At 67.4% G+C, this 17371-nt stretch carries 14 protein-coding genes; 5 read left to right on the top strand and 9 right to left on the bottom strand.

Annotated elements, in window-relative coordinates:
* Window positions 1–24: 24 nt before the first annotated feature.
* The 3 genes from AC3WQA_RS09045 to AC3WQA_RS09055 form a co-directional block, all read right to left on the bottom strand.
* Window positions 25–507: a hypothetical protein gene (locus AC3WQA_RS09045; protein ID WP_492674739.1), complete on the bottom strand. Its 483-nt coding sequence runs from the start codon at window positions 505–507 to the stop codon at window positions 25–27.
* A gap of 483 nt (window positions 508–990) precedes the next feature.
* A complete protein-coding gene (locus AC3WQA_RS09050; RefSeq protein ID WP_492674740.1) occupies window positions 991–1845 on the bottom strand; it encodes a hypothetical protein in 855 nt (284 codons plus the stop codon).
* Between the two features lie 3 nt (window positions 1846–1848).
* Entirely contained in the window at window positions 1849–3090 is a 1242-nt protein-coding gene (locus AC3WQA_RS09055) for a hypothetical protein (protein WP_492674741.1), read from the bottom strand.
* A gap of 173 nt (window positions 3091–3263) precedes the next feature.
* On the opposite strand from AC3WQA_RS09055, the gene AC3WQA_RS09060 reads away from it, so the two are divergent.
* The 3 genes from AC3WQA_RS09060 to AC3WQA_RS09070 are packed head-to-tail and all read left to right on the top strand — an operon-like array spanning window position 3264 to window position 6738.
* Complete coding sequence (locus AC3WQA_RS09060; RefSeq protein WP_492674742.1) at window positions 3264–5303, top strand: transglycosylase SLT domain-containing protein; 2040 nt, start codon at window positions 3264–3266, stop codon at window positions 5301–5303.
* The gene (locus AC3WQA_RS09065) at window positions 5300–5947 is read left to right on the top strand and encodes a hypothetical protein (RefSeq protein WP_492674743.1); all 648 of its coding nucleotides are present in this window, start codon (window positions 5300–5302) and stop codon (window positions 5945–5947) included. The genes AC3WQA_RS09060 and AC3WQA_RS09065 overlap by 4 nt, the downstream gene beginning before the upstream one ends.
* 53 nt (window positions 5948–6000) lie before the next feature.
* Window positions 6001–6738, top strand: coding sequence for a pteridine reductase (locus tag AC3WQA_RS09070; protein ID WP_492674744.1), 738 nt, complete (start codon window positions 6001–6003; stop codon window positions 6736–6738).
* 94 nt (window positions 6739–6832) lie between these two features.
* Here the strand turns inward: AC3WQA_RS09070 and AC3WQA_RS09075 are convergent, their stop codons facing one another.
* The 3 genes from AC3WQA_RS09075 to folB all read right to left on the bottom strand — a co-directional run bounded on the left by AC3WQA_RS09075 (window position 6833) and on the right by folB (window position 8693).
* Complete coding sequence (locus tag AC3WQA_RS09075; RefSeq protein ID WP_492674745.1) at window positions 6833–7684, bottom strand: DUF6159 family protein; 852 nt, start codon at window positions 7682–7684, stop codon at window positions 6833–6835.
* Between the two features lie 167 nt (window positions 7685–7851).
* On the bottom strand, window positions 7852–8334 hold the full coding sequence (folK, locus tag AC3WQA_RS09080) for a 2-amino-4-hydroxy-6-hydroxymethyldihydropteridine diphosphokinase (protein ID WP_492674746.1): 483 nt from the start codon (window positions 8332–8334) through the stop codon (window positions 7852–7854).
* Window positions 8334–8693: a dihydroneopterin aldolase gene (gene folB, locus AC3WQA_RS09085; protein WP_492674747.1), complete on the bottom strand. Its 360-nt coding sequence runs from the start codon at window positions 8691–8693 to the stop codon at window positions 8334–8336. Before folB ends, folK begins: the two co-directional genes overlap by 1 nt.
* Window positions 8694–8787: 94 nt before the next feature.
* Here folB and dbpA point away from each other — a divergent pair, with 94 nt between their 5' ends.
* On the top strand, window positions 8788–10182 hold the full coding sequence (gene dbpA / locus AC3WQA_RS09090; protein ID WP_492674748.1) for an ATP-dependent RNA helicase DbpA: 1395 nt from the start codon (window positions 8788–8790) through the stop codon (window positions 10180–10182).
* Here the strand turns inward: dbpA and AC3WQA_RS09095 are convergent.
* The 3 genes from AC3WQA_RS09095 to AC3WQA_RS09105 all read right to left on the bottom strand — a co-directional run bounded on the left by AC3WQA_RS09095 (window position 10145) and on the right by AC3WQA_RS09105 (window position 15538).
* Window positions 10145–11425 carry a TIGR03862 family flavoprotein gene (locus AC3WQA_RS09095; RefSeq protein WP_492674749.1) on the bottom strand — a complete coding sequence of 427 codons (1281 nt, stop codon included), beginning with the start codon at window positions 11423–11425 and terminating at the stop codon, window positions 10145–10147. The two genes, dbpA and AC3WQA_RS09095, sit on opposite strands and share 38 nt — an antisense overlap.
* 201 nt (window positions 11426–11626) lie before the next feature.
* A complete protein-coding gene (locus AC3WQA_RS09100) occupies window positions 11627–13621 on the bottom strand; it encodes a PKD domain-containing protein (RefSeq protein ID WP_492674750.1) in 1995 nt (664 codons plus the stop codon).
* Window positions 13622–13798: 177 nt separating this feature from the next.
* Complete coding sequence (locus AC3WQA_RS09105) at window positions 13799–15538, bottom strand: proprotein convertase P-domain-containing protein (RefSeq protein ID WP_492674751.1); 1740 nt, start codon at window positions 15536–15538, stop codon at window positions 13799–13801.
* A gap of 1166 nt (window positions 15539–16704) precedes the next feature.
* On the opposite strand from AC3WQA_RS09105, the gene rpiA reads away from it, so the two are divergent.
* The gene (gene rpiA, locus AC3WQA_RS09110; RefSeq protein ID WP_492674752.1) at window positions 16705–17346 is read left to right on the top strand and encodes a ribose-5-phosphate isomerase RpiA; all 642 of its coding nucleotides are present in this window, start codon (window positions 16705–16707) and stop codon (window positions 17344–17346) included.
* The last annotated feature ends 25 nt before the right edge of the window (window positions 17347–17371 follow it).

Genomic DNA, 17371 nt, shown 5'->3' on the forward strand with positions numbered 1-17371 from the left:
GTCGCTAATCAGGAACAGCCATGCTTAATGCCCCGCATACTTTTGCTTGACCTGTTCAACTGTCATGCGTTTTGCAACACCATCCACCTGATAAAGCTTGCCGATGTATTCGTACTCAAATGACACGGGTGATTTGACGCCGTAGTTACTGCTTAAGCCTACAAGAGGTGGCGTAATTTTCCATTGACCCGGCAAGATCTCCAACGACACATTTGGCAACGATGACCCCATGACAGCTTTTGGCGTTACCGTGATGGGATCACTTGATGTGTTAATAAAGTACACCTCCCAAACCCACTCAACCACGCCGTCGCGGTATGCGGCAGTGGCATCTTTATAAAACGGGCTGGCGAATTTGTAATCCTTTGGTACTCGCTCTCCACCAAGCGTTACGACCGCGCGCGCCAAGACCACGTGATCATCGCTTCGTTGCTCGAATTCGTAATAAGGCGAGTAGCATGTCTCGCTCTCTTGGCTGCTATTGGGATCTTGACTCAATTCATTCATGTAACCATATTTGCTCGCTCGCCGGGACAATAGTCGTGACACAACTGCAAGAATTTTACGCACTATTTCCACCTATTGAGCATAACGTTGGAATCAAGTGTAGGCGAAGCCGTGATTCTCTTCCAATCCGCGTGGTTGATTTTCACGCTACCGCCTGCTGCGTCGCTTGCATCTACGGTTTCTTCGGCAGGTGCTTGTGGATGAGGCGGGCCACAATCGACCCGATGCGGGATGACATCAGTTACCGGCGCCCCCCTTGCGGCGAGTGGAAGGCGGCCGTAAGCCGTCGATGCCAAGGCTGCGGTCGGCGAGCAAAAAGGTGGACTGGCATCACGTGCATGGCCATGGCTCAGGTCATCCCGGAGGGATGAAGCTGCCGCACATAACGCGCCAACTCATGATGGCCGGCGAAGGTCAAAGGCTCCGGCTGAGTATTCGCACACTCACGGCGCCAGCCATCATGCACAGAGCCCAGCCCGCGATTCAATCGTCACCATCCGCAGCAGCACCCGGCAGCACCTTGCGCTCGCAGACGATGGCTTTCACCAGGTTATCGCAGTCTTCCAAAAATAAACTCCACCAGCGTTCCCACTCAGAGTACGTATCGCCGATGCGGAAGCAGGTCGTAAGCAGCACGTCCGGCAACAGGGTTGTGGTGTAGTTGAGGGCACGCGGCCGTCCCCTCGGATTCCAGAAGTAGCGCAACCACGGCAAGGTGCCGCAAACCAACGGATCGTAGCTTGTTGGGGGCGACCACGAGCGACTGGCAATAAGCTCATCGATTCGATACTGCGGCAAGGGGTCGCCGCTTAGCAGCTTGCCCTTGTAAGCCTCGTCACGCACCTTCCAGTTGGGGCCACCCTCGGACTCCAGATAGGCGATGTAGTCGTGCCGCAGGTAATCCTCCAGCATGACGCTGTCGCCCGGCTTGAGCCGGATACCGTGCTTGACCCGTTCAAGCTGCCAGTAGGCCGTAATGTCGGCGTAGGGCGGTAGCGGAATGGGAAGAACACGCGCGTAGTGCCAGCGCGGCAACTGATAGGCCCAGGTAGTAACTGCCAGCTCGATGGCCGGATGGCAAGTGCGGTCTACGTCGAGTTCAGACATGCCGAACTCGCTGTCATCAAGATCTACCCGGTCGGGATCAGCAGAGCCTGGCCCATAGACGGACAAGGGTTCGGGAAAACTCAAGATCAGCGGGCCGCAATCGACCCGATGCGGAATAACCTCGGCCACCGGCGGGCCGCCTTGTGGCGCTTGGAAGGGGGCCATAAGCCGTCGATACCAAGGCGGCGGGCGGCGGGCGAAGGGATGGACAGATGTCGTGGGCTTGGTCATGACTCAAGCCATCTCGGAGGGGTGGAACTGCTGCGCATAGCGGGCCAGTTCGTGGTTCCCGGTGAATCGCAACTGCTCCACGTAAGTCTCCAGACCCAGGTAAGGCAGGGTGTGCGAGCTGGCAAGCGAATCGCCACCTTTGACCAGGCTCATGAATTTCAGTGACCGTGCGAGCCCACTGCCGCTGCGGTCGACGTGACCGCAGATATTGGCCACCGGGTCGAAGGGGTTGTTGAGCACGTTTTCAACCACGATGCCGGCACGCGCGCAGATCTGCTTGGCCAGTGCGACGTCGGCACCGGAACCATGCAGGCAGACGCTGTGGCAGTCCAGCCGCATGCCGTAGTGTTGCAGCACAAACTCCACGGCGGCGGTAAGGATGATGACGCCTTGGCTGTGCGCCACCCAGCGGGTGCGATGACCGCGCCCCTGCGCCTCCTTGAGCACCGCCGCAAGATGCCGGCTGCAACTGCTGCGTCCAAGCTTGTTTTGCTTGTCAAAACCACATTCCACAAGATCCTTGGCAAAGCCATCGGTGGGATTGTGGAACAAGGTGTAGTTATCGATGCCTTGCGTACCGGCTGCGTAGGCGGTTTCAAGGTGGGCGCCCATCAGCCAGGCGGCCTTGTCCAAATCATTCAGCATGCCGTTGACGGCGGCATGCTGGGTTTCGATGCGATGGATTGGGATCGGAGCTGTCGTCTTCCAGCTAGCTCGCAGCTGCCGGATGACTTTTTCTGAACTATCCCCAAGTTCCTTGAATCGAGGCGTAAAACGCGCTGTTCCCACCTTGTCCACGCGGTACATGACATTGCGCTGCATGGCGTCTGGCGAATTCGGAGCACCGACCAGATTCGTATCCATGTAGATATCCACAACCGCCACCGGCTGCCCCGGCGTGATCGCGTAACGGATCAGGTAGTGATAGCCCCGAAACGGATAGCGCGAGGGTAGCAGGCGCTGGAACCAGTTCTTGCGCCCGGTATCGGCATCGAGCCGGTTGGGATGCCGGGCGACTTCAAGCAGCTCTTCCGCCACCTTGCGGCGGTCGAAATCGTTCAGGGCGCACAGCACGCGCAAGGCTTCGTCGCCGAGCACGAGGCGCTTGTCCAACGTGCGGAATTCCAAACTCTGCGGGCCGAACAAGGCCGCAATCTGCGGCGCCTTGGCCGCTGCGTCATGCCATGTGTGACGTTGCGCGGCGTAGCGCTGCAACTGTTCACGACTCACCAGCTGTCGACTCATCGGCACGGCTTCCTGCGCATGGGTGGTGGCCGGGGATGGTAACCCGGCGGGATGCGGCGTGGGCGCCGGCTACGGGCCGCGGCAACGCGGGTGGCGTGGCTGCATTGAACAGGCTTTCAGGCAGGCCGCGCCGTGCGCACTACAATTTGCCGAATCGCCCCCGGGAGCACCTGATGTCCGCCATGAAGGCGCTGCGGCGCCGCCTGATCGCCCCACTCGCGCTGGCGCTGCTCAGTCTCGCCAACGCGCAGGCGGGCACCGCCATCGACTCCCAGCGCGCCGCGTTCAAGCAGGCATGGGTCGCTGCGCGGCAAGGCGGCGACGCCTGGCGCGCCGATGCGGCAACGCTGCGCGACTATCCGCTCTACCCCTACCTGCCCGCCGCCGCGCTGGAACACGACCTGCACCAGGCCGATCTCGCCACGGTGCAGGCCTACCTCGCGCAGTATCCCGGGCTGATCCCCGCGCAGGACCTGCGCCGTGACTTCCTGCTTGAGCTGGCGCGCCGCCAGGACTGGGCCGGTTTCCTCGCCCTGTACCAGCCGGGCATGGGCGATGCGCTGGCCTGCGACGCCCTGCAGGCCAGGCTGGCCGGCGGCGCCAAACTCGATTTCGAACGTGACCTCGCCGCGCTATGGGCCAAGCCCGAACTGCCCGGCGCCTGCACGCCAGTGCTGCAGGCCGCGCACGCCGCCGGCCTGCTGACCGGCGCGCGGCTGTGGGCGCGCATCGACCACGCCGCCAGCGCGGGCCAGGGTGGCACCATCGCCGCGCTGGCCGACTGGCTGGGCACCGCGCAAGCCGCCCAGGCGCAACGACTGGTGCAAGCGCTGCGTGATCCCGCGGCCGCGCTGACCGCCGCCGCACACTGGCCCGACGACGCGCGCGCGCGCCAGGCCGCCACGTTGGCGCTGGAGCGCCAGGCGCGGCGTGACGTGGCAACCGCCGACGCCAGCTGGCAACGCCTGCGCACGCGCCTGCGCTTCAACGCCACGCAGCGCGACGCGGTGGAACGCGCGCTCGCGCTGTTCCACGCCACCGACTTCGACCCCACCGCCGCCGGCCAGCTGGCCGCCCTGCCCGCCGCCGCGCAGACCGCCGCCACGCGCGAATGGCGCGTGCGCCTCGCACTCGCCGCACAGGACTGGCCCGTCGTGCTCGCCGGTATCGAAGCCATGCCCGCCGCGCAGCAGCAGGATGGCGAATGGCGCTGGTTCCGCGCCCGCGCGCTGGCCGCCACCGGGCAGGCCGCCGCGGCGCAGGCGATCTGGCGCGAGCTCGCCGACACGGCCACGTTCTACGGCTTCCTCGCCGCCGACCAGCTCGGCCAGGCCTACGCGCTGTGCCCGCTCACGCCGCCGGACGACCCCGCGCAGCAGCAGGCGCTGCTCGCGCAGCCGGGCCTGCAGCGTGCCTTCGAACTGTACGCGGTGGATCTGCCGCGCCTGGCGCGGCGTGAATGGAACCGCGCGCTCGAAGGCGCCGACGCCGCCACCCGCGCGCAAGCCGCCGAACTGGCCCACCAACGGGGCTGGTACGACCGCGCCGTGTTCACCTTCACCAGCGGCGAGGCGCTGCACTACTACGCGCTGCGCTTTCCGCTGGCCAGCCAGGATGGCCTGGCGCAGCAGGCGCAGCAGGCCGGCATCGCCCCGGCCTGGGCCTACGGCATCCTGCGCTCGGAAAGCGCGTGGGTCAGCGACGCCCGCTCCGGCGCCGACGCACGCGGCCTGATGCAGCTGGTGCCCGCCACCGCCGCGCGCGTGGCCAGCCGTAGTGGGCTGCCATGGACGGGCGGCGACAGCCTGTACGACCCGGCCACCAACATCGCGCTGGGTACGCGCTACCTGGCCGAACTGGCCGCGCGTTTCGGCGGTGCGCCGTGGCTGGCCAGCGCCGCCTACAACGCCGGCCCCAACAAGGTGGCGCAGTGGCTGGCCGCGCGCCACGCGCTCGCCCCCGACCTGTTCATCGCCACCATGCCGTACAAGGAAACCCGCGACTACGTGGCGCGCGTGCTGGCCTTCGGCGTGATCTACGACTGGCGCCTGCACGGCGCCGCGCTGCCGCTAGCCGACTGGCTGACGCCGATCGGCCAGACCTACACCCTGCCGAACGCGCAGACGCCGCGCAAGCCGATGGCTTGTCCGGCGACGGTGTTGCCTGCCGCGTCCGGTTCGACATCGGCGAGCGCCGCCAACCGCTCGCAGTGAAGCCGCCCTCGCCACCCTCGGACGCACCGGACCACGACGATGATCGGCGCCTGCCGGCCCTGCGCGTGGAGCACGAGGCGAGCCGTCGCATCACCCAGGCCATCCTCGATTTCATCGCGCAGATCCCCGCCAGCCACCAGGCCGCCACGCCCGACCCGGCCGCGCAGGCCCGCCAGCTCACCCGCGCCGCCGCCCAGCGCGCCGCGCTCACCGCCGGCACGCTGGCACTGCCGCCCGGCCCGCTGGGCTGGCTCACCATGCTGCCCGAGCTGGTGGCAATCTGGAAGCTGCAGGCGCAACTGGTGAGCGACATCGCCTCCGCCTTCGGCCAGCACGCCGAACTGGGCCGCGAGCAGATGCTGTACTGCCTGTTCCGCCACACCGCCGCGCAAGCCGTGCGCGACCTTGGTGTGCGTCTGGGCGACCGTCTGCTGTTCCGCCCCACCAGCCAGGCCGTCATGGAGCGCATCGCCCACCAGCTCGGCGTGAGGCTGGGTCGACGGGCCATGGGCGAAGGCCTCGCGCGCTGGCTGCCGGTGGTGGGCGCGCTGGGCGTGGGCGCCTACGCCTATGCCGACACCCGCCAGGTGGCCAGCACCGCCATCGCCCTGTTCGAAGCCGGGCCGGCCACCGCGGGCGAGTGACGCCACCGCGCCGATCCGGCAAGCTGGCACCATCGCCGCCGCAGGAACCCTCCATGTCAACTCGCCCCGTTGCCCTGATTACCGGCGCCGGCAAGCGCGTGGGCGCCACCATCGCGCGCACCTTGCACACGGCTGGCTACAACCTTGCCCTGCACTGCCGCCATTCGGTGTCGGAGGCCGCAGCGCTGGCGGACGCACTGGAAGCCGCGCGCGCAGGCAGCACCCTGGTGCTGCAGGCCGAACTGGCCGACGTGCACGCACTGCCCGCGCTGGTGGACACCGCGCAGGCACGGTTTGGACGGCTGGATGCGCTGGTGAACAACGCCTCCGGCTTCCATCCCACGCCGGTGGGCAGCGCCACCCCCGCGCAGTGGGACGAACTCTTCGCCGCCAACGCCAAGGCGCCGTTCTTCCTCGCCCAGGCCGCCGCACCCGCGCTACGCGCCACGCACGGCGCCATCGTGAACCTGGTGGACATCTACGCCGAGCGCCCGCTGGCGGGTCATCCGATCTACTGCATGGCCAAGGCCGCGCTGGCGGCGATGACGCGCTCGCTGGCGCTCGACCTCGCGCCCGACATCCGCGTCAACGGCGTAGCGCCCGGCGCCGTGCTGTGGCCGGCGGACGGCAAGCCCTACGAAGATCAGCAGGCCATGCTGGCGCGCACGCCGCTGGGCCGCGCCGGCTCGCCCGACGACGTGGCCGGCGCGGTGCGGTGGCTGCTGTGCGAAGCCCCCTACGTTACCGGCCAGATCCTGCGCGTGGATGGCGGGCGCACGCTGACGATATGAGCCAGCGGCCTTTCCGCGCCATGCGGAAAAGCCTGTTGCATCCCTGCGCCCGGCCATCCATGGCCGGGCTGCGCGCTTGGGAAACCACAGGCCTTCAGCGCTTCTGCCGGAACGCCGAATCCAGCAGCGCCTGGTCGAAGCCGCCACCCACCTCGCCCGCTTCCGCGTAGCGATACAGCGCGGCGGCATAGATGCCCTGCAAGGTGGACTGGATCAGCCCCAGCATGGTCAGGCCCAGCACCAGCACCACGCCGGCCAGCACCATGGCCACGAGGGAATGGGTGGCCACCGCGCCGATGAAGGGCACCACCAGGAGCAGCGCGGCGAGAAGGAACACCACGCCGAACACCGCGCCCAGGCCCGCGTTGCCGATCAGGTTCTCGCCCCAGGTCTGCTTGAGCAGCTCGGCGCTGCGCTTCACCGCGTCCATCGGCCCCACCTCCTCGCTGGCCAGCACCGGCACCACCAGGAAGGTGGCCACCGTCCAGGCCAGGCCGATCAGTCCCACCACGAAGCGGCCGACCAGGCCCAGCCGCTCCTGCAGGGAGCGCAGCAGCATGCCCACCGTGGCCGCGATCAACGCATAGCCGAAGATGCTGCCCAGCCGCGAACGCGCCAGCGCAAAGCCTTCGGCCAGCCCGGCCGGCTCGCCGCGCAACCGCGCCAGCGCCACGCCGGCCAGCGCGGTGTTGAAGAACACGATCACGAAATACTGCGTGAGGTAGAACGCGAACAGCACCACGTAATAAGCCGGCGCCAGGTGTGCATCGCCGGTGGCCTGCTGATGGTCGATGAGCGCCAGCCCCACCGGGATCAGGAAACTCGCCGCCACGATCAGCGTGCACACACCCGACAGCAGCGGAAACAGCAACAGCGACTTGTCGGCGCGCAGCACGCCGGCGCTGGCCTTCATCAATGCCCAACTGCGGGCGAACTTGCCTGCCATGTCCCTACCCCTTCCTGATGGATCGAGTAGCTATTGCAGCACAAAATCCCGGCCGCGGGATGCGGCTCGCGCCGGCGAGGTGCCGGGGCGAACCTCGGCGCAACCGATGCCCCGCAGGACGCACCGCCGATGCGGCGGGTCCTGCGGGATGCGGCATCCCGGGAAGGCTACAGCGCCACCGGGGTGAGCGGTTCGCGCTCCTGCGGAAACGCCGCCCACAGCGCGGCCATGCTCTGTCCGCTGACCGGATGACGCGCTTGCGGCGCGATGTCCGCGAGGGGTTTCAGCACGAAGGCGTACTGCAGTTCCTTGCGCGGTATCCGCAGGTGGCCGGGGCCATCGATCACCTGCTCGCCAAACAGCACGATGTCCACGTCCAGCGTGCGATCCGAGTAGCGCGGCACGTCGCGGCGGCGGCCGTGGCGATCTTCGAGCTGGTGCAGCCAGTCGTTCAGCGCCTCCGCTTCGAGGTCGGTGTCCAGCCCCACCGCGAGGTTGACGAAATCGGGGCCGTCGTAGCCCACCGCCTTGTTGCGGTAAGCCGGCGACACCGCGATGGCGCCGAAGCGCGCGCGCAGCTCCGCCAGCGCCGCGTTGAGGTAGCGCTGCGGCGCCACGTTGGAGCCGAGGCTGAGGTAGACGCGCGCCATCAGCGGGGCCGCTCGCCGCGTTCGATCTGCACGCCCACGGCTTTCGCGCCGCGCACCGCGCCGGGCTTGGAAAGCTTGAGCCGCACCCAGGCCACGCCGAATTCCTCGCGGATGATCGCCGCGCAGCGTTCGGCCAGTGTCTCCACCAGGCCGCAGCTGGACGCGCCCACGTAGTCGATCAGGCGCTTGGAGACGTCCTTGTAGTTGAGCGTGTGCGCGATGTCGTCGCTGGCGGCGGGCACCGTGTTGTCGAACGCCATCTCGATGTCGAAGGCCAGCGTCTGCCGCACACGGCGCTCCCAGTCGTAGATGCCGATCACGGCGTCGATGCGCAGGTCTTCGATGAAAACGATGTCCATGGCGGGTCTTGGCGGGAACACAGGCCGCACAGGTTCGACCACGTCGCCCGTGGATGCAAGCGCCGGCCGGGACGGCGGCATGCGATCATGGTGCATGACCGCCTTCGCCACGCTCCCGCTCAAGCCCGCCCTGCTCGCCAGCCTCGACACCCTCGGCTATGCGGAGATGACGCCGGTGCAGGCGCAAAGCCTGCCGCCGATGCTGGACGGCCGCGACGTGATCGCGCAGGCGCGCACCGGCAGCGGCAAGACCGCCGCGTTCGGCCTCGCCCTGCTGCAAGCCTTGCAGGTGGAGACGATCCGCCTGCAGGCGCTGGTGCTGTGCCCCACGCGCGAGCTGGCCGACCAGGTCAGCAAGGCGATCCGCAAGCTCGCCGCGAACATCCCCAACGTGAAGCTGCTCACCCTGTGCGGCGGCATGCCGCTGGGCCCGCAGCTCGCCTCGCTGGAAGCGCACGACCCGCACATCGTGGTCGGCACGCCCGGCCGCGTGCAGGAACACCTCAAGCGCGGCAGCCTGCACGGCGGCGGCATCCAGGTGCTGGTGCTGGACGAGGCCGACCGCATGCTGGACATGGGCTTTTCCGAAGCGATCGACGACATCGTCGGGCGCATCGCCAAGCATCACCAGGCCCTGCTGTTCTCGGCCACCTATGCCGAGGAAATCCGCGCGACCAGCCAGCGCCTGCAGCGCGAGCCGGTGGCGGTGACGGTGGACGTCGCGCCCGAGGAAACCACCATCGAGCAGCGCTTCCACGAAGTGGAGCCGGCGCAGAAGCCCGACGCGCTGGCGCAACTGCTGGCCAGGGGCACGCTCAGCGCGGAGCCGGCGCAGCACGCGCTGGTGTTCTGCAACATGCGCAAGGACGTGGACGCGGTGGCGCAGGAGCTGGATCGCCGCGGCTTTTCCGCGCTCGCCCTGCACGGCGACATGGAACAGCGCGACCGCGACGAGGTGCTGGTGCGCTTCGCCAACCACAGCTGCAACATCCTGGTGGCCACCGACGTGGCAGCGCGCGGCCTCGACATCGCCGCGCTGCCGCTGGTGGTGAGCTACGACATCGCGCACGACCCGGACACCCACACCCACCGTGTGGGCCGCACCGGGCGCGCCGGCGAGCGTGGCCTCGCCCTCACCCTGGTCACCCCGCGCGAGCGCCCCAAGGCGCAGAACATCGAGGAACAACTCGGCCAGCCGCTGCCCTGGCATCCGCTGCGCATCGCGCCATCGCGCGGCAAGCAGTTGAACCTCGCGCCGATGCAGACCCTGGTGATCGACGCCGGCCGGCAGGACAAGCTGCGCCCCGGCGACATCCTCGGCGCGCTCACCGGCGATGCCGGGCTGGCGGCGAAAGACATCGGCAAGATCGACGTGTTCGCCACCCGCGCCTACGTCGCGATCAGCCGCGCGCTGGCGGCCAAGGCGCTGGAACGGCTGCGCGCGGGACGCATCAAGGGCCGCAACTTCCGCGTGCGCACGCTGGGTTGAGCCCGTCCGCGCGGCGCAACCATTGCGCCGCGCCACGCCCGGCGAGCAGCCCGCTGGCGAAGCAGGCGGTGAGCAGGTAGCCGCCGGTGGGCGCTTCCCAGTCCAGCATCTCGCCGGCACAGAACACGCCGGGGCGCGCACGCAGCATCAAGGCTTCATCCAGCGACTCCAGCCGCACGCCGCCGGCGGTGCTGATCGCCTCGTGCAGCGGACGCGGCGCACACAGGGTGAGCGGCAGCGCCTTGATCCGCGCGGCGAGCCTCGCCGGATCGGCCAGCACCGTCTTGTCCGCATCCTCGAATACCAGCGCGCACTTGGTGCCGTCCAGGTGGGCGCGGCGGCGCAGCCAGTCGCCCAGGCTGTGCTTGCCGCGCGGCGCAGCGAGGCGTTCGGCCAAGACGGCTGGCGCGAAGCCCGGCGCGAGATCGAGCCGCAACGCCGCATGGCCGTCGCGCGCGATGCGCTCGCGCAAGTCCGCACCGATGGCATAGACCAGGCTGCCCTCGATGCCGTATTCGCTGAGCACGCATTCGCCCTGGCGCGCTTGCGCGACGCCGTGGCGGTCGATCCAGTGAGCGACGACAGGCTTCAGCGGCGCGCCGGCAAAGCGCGTGCGCAGATGCTCGCTCCAGGCGATCTCGAAGCCGCAGTTCGCGCTCTGCAGCGGCGCGATGTCGACGCCAGCGGCACGCAGCGGCGCCACCCAGGCGCCATCGGAGCCCAGCTTCGGCCAGCTCGCACCGCCCAGCGCCAGCACCACGGCGTCGGCGGCCACGCGCCGCTCGCCCTCCGGCGTGGCGAAGCGCAGCGCGCCATCGTCCGCCCAGCCCAGCCAGCGATGGTGCATGTGGAAGCCCACGCCATCGCCGCGCAGGCGTTGCAGCCAGCGCCGCAGCAGCGGCGCGGCCTTCATGTCGGCGGGAAAGACGCGGCCCGAGCTGCCGACAAAGGTTTCCACGCCCAGCCCGCGTGCCCAGTGGCGTAGCGCGTCCGCGTCGAAGGTGCGCAGCCAGCGCGCCACGTCGTCGCGGCGTTCGCCGTAGCGCTCGACGAAGCGCGCGAACGGCTCGCCGTGGGTGAGGTTGAGCCCGCCCTTGCCGGCGAGCAGGAATTTCCGCCCCACCGAGCCCATGGCATCGAAGAGGTCGACCGCGAGGCCGGCGGCGCGCGCGGCTTCGGCCGCCATCAGGCCGGCCGGGCCGCCGCCGATGATCGCCACGCGCGCTGGTGTGTTGGTCGTCATCCGCGCATGGTCGCATGCGCCGCCCCTGGCGCCGGTGAAAATTCGCGCGTCGTCGCAACGGCGTGCCGGACACACCTGGCGACGGTCGCAGCCGATGGCCGCGGTTTCCACGGGCTTTCAGCGGAAACGAAAAGCCCGGCCGTCGCCGGCCGGGCTCGTTTCCATTCACGCGACGCGCGTCCGTGCGCGCCGAATGTCACTTCAGAACGTCAGGCTCCAGCCGTTCAGGGTGCCGTAGTCACCGCTGTACCACGGGTCGTTGTCGATCACGCGCAGCTTCCAGGTGCCGTTGCCCTGCACCGAGGACGCGTTCACGGCCCAGGTGGTGTTGATGTTGCCGTCGTCACCGTAATCCGGCGCCTGCAGCTCCGCATAGGCACCGTTGGGCGCGATCAGATCGATCTCCAGGTCACCCGACCAGTTGTGCGTGATGTTGACATGCACCTGCAGGTTGGACGGCGCGGCACCCGGCTCACCCGTCACACTGATGCTGCTCTTGATCGTCGCGTTGTCGCCGATGACCATCTTCTTGTTGTTGCTGAAGGTGCCACCCGGCGGCGGCGGCGGTGCGGTCACCGTCACCGAGGCGCTCTTGCTGTTGCTCGCGCCGGCGCTGTCGGTCACGGTCTCGGACACGGTGTAGGTACCGGCCGCCGCATAGGTGTGGCTCGGGTTGGTCGCGGTCGAGCTGCTACCGTCGCCGAAGTTCCACGCATGCGAGCTGATCGTGCCGCCCGTATCGGTGGAGCTGTCGGTGAAGTTCACCGTCAGGCCGCTCACCGTGTCGGTGAAGTTCGCCACTGGGCTGCCAGCCGGCGGCGGTGCGGTCACCGTCACCGAGGCGGTCTTGGTGTTGGTCGCACCGGTGCTGTCGGTCACGGTCTCGGACACGGTGTAGGTGCCGGCCGCCGCGTAGGTGTGGCTCGGGCTGGTCGCGGTCGAGCTGCTGCCATCGCCGAAGTTCCACGCATGCGAGCTGATCGTGCCGCCCGTATCGGTGGAGCTGTCGGTGAAGCTCACCGTCAGGCCGCTCACCGTGTCGGTGAAGTTCGCCACCGGCGTGCTGCCGCCGCCGCTCGAACCGCCGCCCACGATCGCATGCGTGATCGCGCAGGAGTTGGTGTCGTTCGACCAGCTGGCCTGTTCGGTGAAGGTGCCCGTGCCCATCGTCACGTTGGCCGCGCCACCCGCCTGACCCGCCGCGATCCAGGCGCACTCGTCGGAGTTCTCCATGCCGTTGTCGGCCGAACCGCTGACCTGGTTCGTCCAGCCGCCGGCCGGATAGGTGTCCGACATCATCTCGTGCCATTCGTGGCCCAGCGTCATCGTCCAGCCGTCCAGATCACCGCCCGGCGCCGCATTCACGAAGTCCGCGCCGCAGCTCGACCCCATGTCCATGTTGTAGGGCTGGTTGCTGTAGGCGATGTCGCCATACGAGGAGGTGGTGTAGTTGTGCCACGCGCAGTAGCCCTGGGTCGGGCTCTGGTAGTTGTCCGGATCGGTGCCGTGCGGCGACATGATGATGTAGTAGGTGTAGCGGTTCGAGCCTTGCGCGGTGTTGCCGAAGTGCGCCGCTGCCTTGATCGCCTCGTTCGCCAGGTTGGTCGCGGTCGGGGCGCTGGGCGCCGCCGCCGAGTTGTCGTACCAGGCGCCGGCATACACGCCGCCGGACTGGTACGGCACGAAGCTCGCGTTGGACGGGCAGCTGGTGGCGCCGCTGGCCACGTTCGGGCCATCACACCACTGGGTCAGGTCGGCCGACCACAGTTCGCCGCCGGTGCCGATGCCCTTGAACATTTCCTCGGCACTGGCCGCCGCGCCGTAGGAGTCGCCGGAGAACACGTCATCGCCGTTCGCGTTCGTGCTCCGCGAGCCCCACTGGCTGCCGTAATAGACGATGTACACCTTGACGTGGCCGTCCATCACGCCCACGCCATCGATGCCGCCGGCATAGCTGAGCGTATTGGCGCCGGTCGCCGCCGTCATCGCGGCAGGCATGTGCTTCGACTTGTAGTACTTCATCTGCTGGTGCACTTCCCGGGTGGGAATGGCGCCATGGCGGTAGCTGTGCCCGTAGGCAGGCGAGTAAGGGTTCCCCTGACCCTGCGCGCCACCGTTGGACTGGGCAAGCGCCGGCCCGGCAACCATGCCCAGCAGGACGGACGCTGCGAGTGTCTTCAAAAGTAAGCTTTTCACGTGCTCTCCCCAATCAAGATAGAAGGTAGTGAACACCTGCGCCCCCGCACATGTGTTCGAGTTTCACTGCCTTGTGAAAGCCCATGGCGATGGATGGCCGCCATGGCGGTGTCGCACTTGCCTCATCGGCCCGATCCCGGGCGGTGCGGCGCGCATCCGTGCGCGCCGTGTTTCACCTCAGAACTGCAGACTCCAACCATTCAGCGTGCCTGCGTCGCCGCTGTACCACGGGTCGTTGTCGATCACCTGCAACTGCCAGGTGCCGTTGGCCTGGTCGGCCGATGCATTCACCGTATAGGTGGTATTGATGTCGCCGTCGTTGTTGTAATCCGGCGACTGCAGCGTGTACGACGTGCTGTCCGGCGCGATGAGATCGATCTCCAGGTCGCCCGACCAGTTGTGGGTGATGTTGACGTTCACCTTCAACGTGGATGGCGCGTTGCCCGACTGGCCACTCACCGCGATACCGTCCTGGATCGTGGCGTTGTCGCCGATGCTCACCGGCGTGTCGGTGCTGCTGAACGTGCCGCCGCCCGTGCTGCCGCTGGAGACGGTCACCGAGGCGGTCTTGGTGTTGGTCGCACCGGTGCTGTCGGTCACGGTCTCGGACACGGTGTAGGTGCCGGCCGCCGCGTAGGTGTGGCTCGGGTTCGCTGTGGTGTCGGTCGCGCCGTCGCCGAAGTCCCACGCGTACGAGCTGATCGTGCCGCCCGTATCGGTGGAGCTGTCGGTGAAGCTCACCGTCAGGCCGCTCACCGTGTCGGTGAAGTTCGCCACCGGCGTGCTGCCGCCGCCGCTCGAACCGCCGCCCACGATCGCATGCGTGATCGCGCAGGAGTTGGTGTCGTTCGACCAGCTGGCCTGTTCGGTGAAGGTGCCCGTGCCCATCGTCACGTTGGCCGCGCCACCCGCCTGACCCGCCGCGATCCAGGCGCACTCGTCGGAGTTCTCCATGCCGTTGTCGGCCGAACCGCTGACCTGGTTCGTCCAGCCGCCGGCCGGATAGGTGTCCGACATCATCTCGTGCCATTCGTGGCCCAGCGTCATCGTCCAGCCGTCCAGATCACCACCCGGCGCCGCATTCACGAAGTCCGCGCCGCAGCTCGAACCCTGATCCATGTTGTAGGGCTGGTTGCTGTAGGCGATGTCGCCATACGAGGAGGCGGTGTAGTTGTGCCACGCGCAGTAGCCCTGGGTCGGGCTCTGGTAGTTGTCCGGATCGGTGCCGTGCGGCGACATGATGATGTAGTAGGTGTAGCGGTTCGAACCCTGTGCGGTGTTGCCGAAGTGCGCCGCCGCCTTGATCGCCTCGTTCGCCAGATCGGTCGCGGTCGGGGCGCTGGGCGCCGCCGCCGAGTTGTCGTACCAGGCGCCGGCATACACGCCGCCGGTCTGGTAGGGCACGAAGCTCGCGTTGGACGGGCAGCTGGTGGCGCCGCTGGCCACGTTCGGGCCGTCGCACCACTGGGTCAGGTCGGCCGACCACAGTTCGCCGCCGGTGCCGATGCCCTTGAACATTTCCTCGGCACTGGCCGCCGCGCCGTAGGAGTCGCCGGAGAACACGTCATCGCCGTTCGCGTTCGTGCTCCGCGAGCCCCACTGGCTGCCGTAATAGACGATGTACACCTTGACGTGCCCGTCCATCACGCCCACGCCATCGATGCCGCCGGCATAGCTGAGCGTGTTGGCGCCGGTCGCCGCCGTCATCGCGGCAGGCATGTGCGTCGCCTTGTAATACTTCATCTTCTGGTGCACTTCCCGGGTGGGAATGGCGCCATGGCGGTAGCTGTGCCCGTAGGCAGGCGAGTAGGGATTCCCCTGATCCTTCGCGCTCCCGTTGGACTGGGCAAGCGCCGGCCCGGCAACCATGCCCAGCAGGACGGACGCTGCGAGTGTCTTCAAAAGTAGGCTTTTCACGTGCTCTCCCCAATCAAGATAGAAGGTGGTGGACACATGCGCCCCCTGCACATGTATTTCGGTTTTCACTGACTTGCGGAAGCCCACGGCGAATGGCCGCCATGGTGATGTCGCACTTACCTTATCGGTCCGATCCCGGGGCCACGCGGCGCGCGTCCGTGCGCAGTGCAGCGCCATGGTGCGCGGCGGCATAAGCCGCCACGCCACCGGTATGGATCGGCGCGGCGAACACGGGGGCAGCGGCAGTCATGACAATGGCGGCGGCCAGCGGTTTCAGACGAACGTGATGCATGGGATGATCCCCGGGATTTGGGACAAAACGGCCCACCGTGGTCATTCGACCCCGGACAGTGGTTGGTCGCCTGCGCGACACCGTTAAGGTTGTTTGCCAGTCGGCTCCCTGGCGCAACCACGCATCGCCGCCCCCCCCGAGACATTCCTCGTGCGACAACCGTGGACCTCGCTCGACGACGTCCGCCCCCGCAGACATCGTCCGGAACCGTTCGCCATGTTCCCCATCAGCGAACCTCTCGAAGCTACGCAATGCGTGTATGAATCGTCAATACGAAATTTTCTGGAATGAAACCGGATTGACTCTTGCCATTCATCCAATCTTCATAAAGCAAGAAATAACAGCAACAAATAACGTATTGCGTAATTACATAAGGCACATCCCCGGCCGATGCGACCTCCTTTGCACCCGGCAAACCATGTGGCAGAGGCGATGCAAGCCCATCGGCGGTAGTGCCGCGATCCGGGTTTGGCGGGTTATCTTTCTATTTAACGCAAAACGCTGCGCATCATTTTCGGCACGTCGCAAGAAATAACGCAAAGCGATCCCGCACGCGGGATGGTGACGGCGCCCAGAAATAACACCGCCAATGGATGCCGTTGCGCGTCAGCGCATGCTGGCCCGTGAAACTCGGCGGCGCCACGCAGGTGTCCGGGCCCGGATAAGGCAGGATGCGGGCTGGCCAATGAATCGTCGTCCAAGACCACACCGCGGAATGTCGGCGACCGCGCGAGCCTGCCCAGGCTGAGGTCGTTGGGGCCAGCGTGCAGCGCATCCACGGTAACCCGCCCTCCTACCACTGCGGCCTGCCCCGAAATGGCGACGCACGCGCAAATCGACGATCATGGCGCCCTTTCCAGTCCACGGTGCCGCCATGACCCAGCCCAACGAAAAGAAACTCGCCGGCGAAGCCGCGCTGCGCTACGTCGAGGACGGCGCCATCGTGGGCGTGGGCACCGGCAGCACGGTGGCGTATTTCATCGACGCACTGGCGACGATGAAGGATCGCATCGCCGGCGTGGTGTCCAGCTCGGAGCAGTCCACCGCGCAGCTCAGGAAGCACGGTATCGAGGTGCTGGATCTCAACGCCACCGGCCCGCTCGGCCTCTACGTCGACGGCGCGGACGAGTGCGATCCGCACCGGCGCCTCATCAAGGGCGGTGGCGCGGCACTGACGCGCGAGAAGATCGTGGCGGCGGCGGCGGCGCAGTTCGTCTGCATCATCGACTCCAGCAAGCGCGTGGACGTGCTGGGCAAGTTCCCGCTGCCGATCGAGGTGATCCCGATGGCGCGCAGCCTGGTGAGTCGCGAAATCGTGAAACTCGGCGGCCAGCCGGTGTGGCGCGACGGCGTCACCACCGACAACGGCAACTGGATCATCGACGTGCACGGCTGGCGCATCACCGATCCGGTGGCACTGGAGCGCGAACTCAACCAGCTCGCCGGCGTGGTCACCGTGGGCCTGTTCGCGCAGCGTCCGGCCGACGTGGTGCTGCTGGGCGACCGCGTGATGTGACGCCCGCGGCGGCCCGGGAAGCCCG

The sequence above is a fragment of the Rhodanobacter sp. FW106-PBR-R2A-2-24 genome (assembly GCF_058789615.1).